The sequence below is a fragment of the Pseudolactococcus raffinolactis NBRC 100932 genome (genome assembly GCF_001591765.1).
Taxonomy (GTDB): domain Bacteria; phylum Bacillota; class Bacilli; order Lactobacillales; family Streptococcaceae; genus Pseudolactococcus; species Pseudolactococcus raffinolactis.
In genome coordinates this window covers 1-2,950 of the sequence record NZ_BCVN01000072.1, presented here as the reverse complement: position 1 = coordinate 2,950, position 2,950 = coordinate 1, and the positions used below count along the sequence as shown (strand labels likewise).

Sequence of the window (2,950 nt, the reverse complement as noted above, 5' to 3'; positions counted from 1 at the left end):
TTAAGTGTTTCAAAAACAGATTGGTGAATTGCCAGATACTCCTTAACGCTAAAGATTCCACGTCCTAACTTTTGGCCATTAAACGAATACCTTTCATTCATTTTTTTAACTACACCCATTTGAATTGCTAAAGTAACCACGTCTATTTCTTGAGAGAATCCATCCCCAAAGACATTAATGACAGACGGTTTTTTATATGGAGCTGATACCTTGTTTTTAACGGTATGGAGAGTTGTTTTTTTACCAATGGTATCAATGCCATCTTTGATTTTTTCTCCTGATTTAACTTCGATACGCATGGAAGAATAAAATTTTAGGGCTGACCCTCCTGGGGTGGTTTCTTTAGGGCACCTCTTTTCATACGTTTTTAGAGGTGCCCTTTACTTTTAAAAATTGATTGGATTTGAGATATCATATTTTAAATTCTAGAGCATCAGCTTTTGAGAGTGATTCTTCATTGGACATTAGAGGTCAATCGATTTATAAATCGTTGAATGAGTCACGTTGTATTTTTCAGAAAGCTGAGTGATGAATTGCCCAGAATGGTAGAAGTCGATAAAGGTTTCTTTAAATTCTTTTGCATGATTTTGTCTTTTGTCTAAATTATACAATACACACTCTAAGCTTTAAGGATAACATCACTATTCTTACATTTAAATTTGTTATTAAATATGGTATTAAATATGGTATAATTTATGGTATATAATATATATGGAGGTACCATGAATCAAAAAAAGAGGCGTCATTATCGTAAGAAAAAACACACAGTACTAAAAGTTATTTCAATTATTTTTGTATTAGTAATTATCGCTGTTGCTTCTATAGCCTACGCCGCTTATAGAAATGTTGAATCAACATTTTCAACATCATATGAAAATTTCCCTAAAACAACAAGTATCGACTTAAAAAAGTCTAAAACATTCACCACACTTATCATTGCAACTGGTAAAAATAATTCTAAAAATACAGCTTATGCTACTGTTTTAGCTTCAACGAATGTAAAGACAAATCAAACTACTTTCATGAACTTTCCAGTTTTTGCGACAATGCCTAATCAAAAAACAATCACTGAAGTTTACAATACGAATGGAAATGATGGAATTTTCCAGATGGTTAAAGACCTATTGAATGTGTCCATTAACAAAGTAATTCAGATCGATGTTAATAAAATGGGATCACTTGTACAGGCCACTGGTGGAATCACCATGCAAAATCCAAAGGCATTCAATGCTGAAGGTTATGAGTTTAAACAAGGAACTGTTAATTTACAAACTGCTGATCAAGTCCAAGCCTATATGACACAAATTGACGATACTGATTTGGATGCTTCAATCACTCGGATTCAAAATGTCTCAATGGAACTCTACGGAAATATTCAAAAAATTGCTCATATGAAAAAACTTGAAAGTTTCAATTACTATCGAGAAATTCTCTATGCTTTTTCAAACACTGTTAAAACCAATATAAGTTTCGATGATGCTAAAACGATCGTTATGAGCTACAATAAGGCTCTAAAGAATACCAGCAAGCTCAATCTACATACAACAGATGAAAATGGAGCTAAAGTAGTTTCTCAAACAGAATTAGACTCAGTCAAAACTCTTTTTGAAAAATCTCTAAAATAAAAGAACCAAGAGGTTCTTTCAGACTGTAGAAAAAAGCACAAATCGCTTAAGATTTGTGCTTTTTGATACCCTATCACCTTAAAAATCATCCAAAAATTGAAAATCCCCGCCTTTCCCCTATCTCTATTCGCCATAATTTTAGCTAATTTCTTCATGTTCAGGCACGCAAAAGTAAGACCAAGCTTCATGTGCATTTTATCTCGGCCATTTTCATGTGTATATCTCAAATTATGATGTTCCTTGGCAGTCCCAAACAAACGTTCAATCGTTTCTTTACGTCGCTTATAAGTTATCTTACCCCAAGTCGTTAAACGATTTTGCTAGATTTTATCTAGATAAAGCTGCCAAATATGTCTGAAAACTGTCTTCTGTTTGTTTTGTGAGCTTGTACACTGTGCTAAAAATGGACAAGTAGCACAGTTTGCTTTAGTAGTTCGATATTCTTGGTACCCACCACGTCGGGTCGTTTTGTAAATCAACTGTTTACCATTTGAGCATGTGTAAGTATGATTCACATAGTCATAAATAAAATCTCGTTTTCGAAAAAGTTCTTTCTTCCCACGTGGTCGCGTGTAAGGAAATAGGCCAGTTCGACCATCATCGATCAACTTTTTAGCAATGGCTGGTGTTTTATACCCTGCGCTGCGACAACTGTATCTATTTCTGGAAATTTTTCGATTAATTTAGCGTACAAATCAAAAAAGGTCCGACTATCGTGAAGATTACCACGATCTGCTGTGTAACCCAGCACCCAACCGTGAGTATCGCAGGCAACCTGTGCTGAATAATCAAAGACCTCCTTATGTTCACCTTTATGAAACCAACCACTATTACAATCTGTCGTGGATACTTTATTGTTTTTGACGTCTTTTTCTTCTGATTTTTTGAATGGCTTTTTTCCAGCCTTTACCCGCACCTCGTTAATCTCTTTCTCTAATGCTTCTTGATAAATCAAGGCTTCAACCGCAACTTCTTGATTAACAAATTGATGACGATTAGCGTGTGCTTTAATATGTGCCCCGTCAAGATAAACCAATCTCGGTTCAACTAATTTCGCCTCAAAGACTTGATCCAAAATACGGTAGAAAATCTGTTCAAATAAGTCCGTGTCTTTGAAACGCCGACTATAATTTTTACCAAAGGTCGTGAAATGTGGCACTTCATCTTGGAAATCAAGACCAAGAAACCAGCGATAAGCCACGTTCACTTCGATTTCTTTAATCGTTTGGCGCATACTTTGAATACCAAAAAGATATTGAATCATAGGGATTTTAATGAGCATGACGGGATCAAGGCTTGGTCTACCATGTTCAAGACTGTATTTA

Annotated in this window: 2 protein-coding genes and 3 pseudogenes; 1 reads left to right on the top strand and 4 read right to left on the bottom strand. The window is 35.0% G+C overall.

Going from position 1 to position 2,950, the window contains the following annotated elements:
- Both LRA01S_RS10330 and LRA01S_RS11365 read right to left on the bottom strand, forming a co-directional pair.
- Positions 1-299, bottom strand: a pseudogene (locus tag LRA01S_RS10330) (DNA recombination/repair protein RecA); the annotation flags it as partial.
- 118 nt (positions 300-417) lie between these two features.
- Positions 418-611, bottom strand: a pseudogene (locus tag LRA01S_RS11365) (IS3-like element IS981 family transposase); the annotation flags it as partial.
- Positions 612-722: 111 nt separating this feature from the next.
- Between LRA01S_RS11365 and LRA01S_RS10325 the strand changes: the two are divergent.
- A complete protein-coding gene (locus LRA01S_RS10325) occupies positions 723-1,625 on the top strand; it encodes an LCP family glycopolymer transferase (RefSeq protein WP_061775527.1) in 903 nt (300 codons plus the stop codon).
- Here LRA01S_RS10325 and LRA01S_RS11445 read toward each other — a convergent pair.
- Together LRA01S_RS11445 and LRA01S_RS10315 are read right to left on the bottom strand one after the other, a co-directional pair.
- Positions 1,574-2,140: pseudogene (locus LRA01S_RS11445) on the bottom strand (transposase). The gene LRA01S_RS10325 and the pseudogene LRA01S_RS11445 overlap by 52 nt on opposite strands.
- Positions 2,141-2,229: 89 nt before the next feature.
- On the bottom strand, positions 2,230-2,950 hold a 721-nt coding region (locus LRA01S_RS10315; protein WP_169797137.1), incomplete at its 5' end, for a transposase.

What these genes read in the sequence shown, in the direction of transcription:
- LRA01S_RS10325 (WP_061775527.1), top strand. Translation starts at nt 723, where the DNA reads ATGAATCAAAAAAAGAGGCGTCATTATCGTAAGAAAAAACACACAGTA.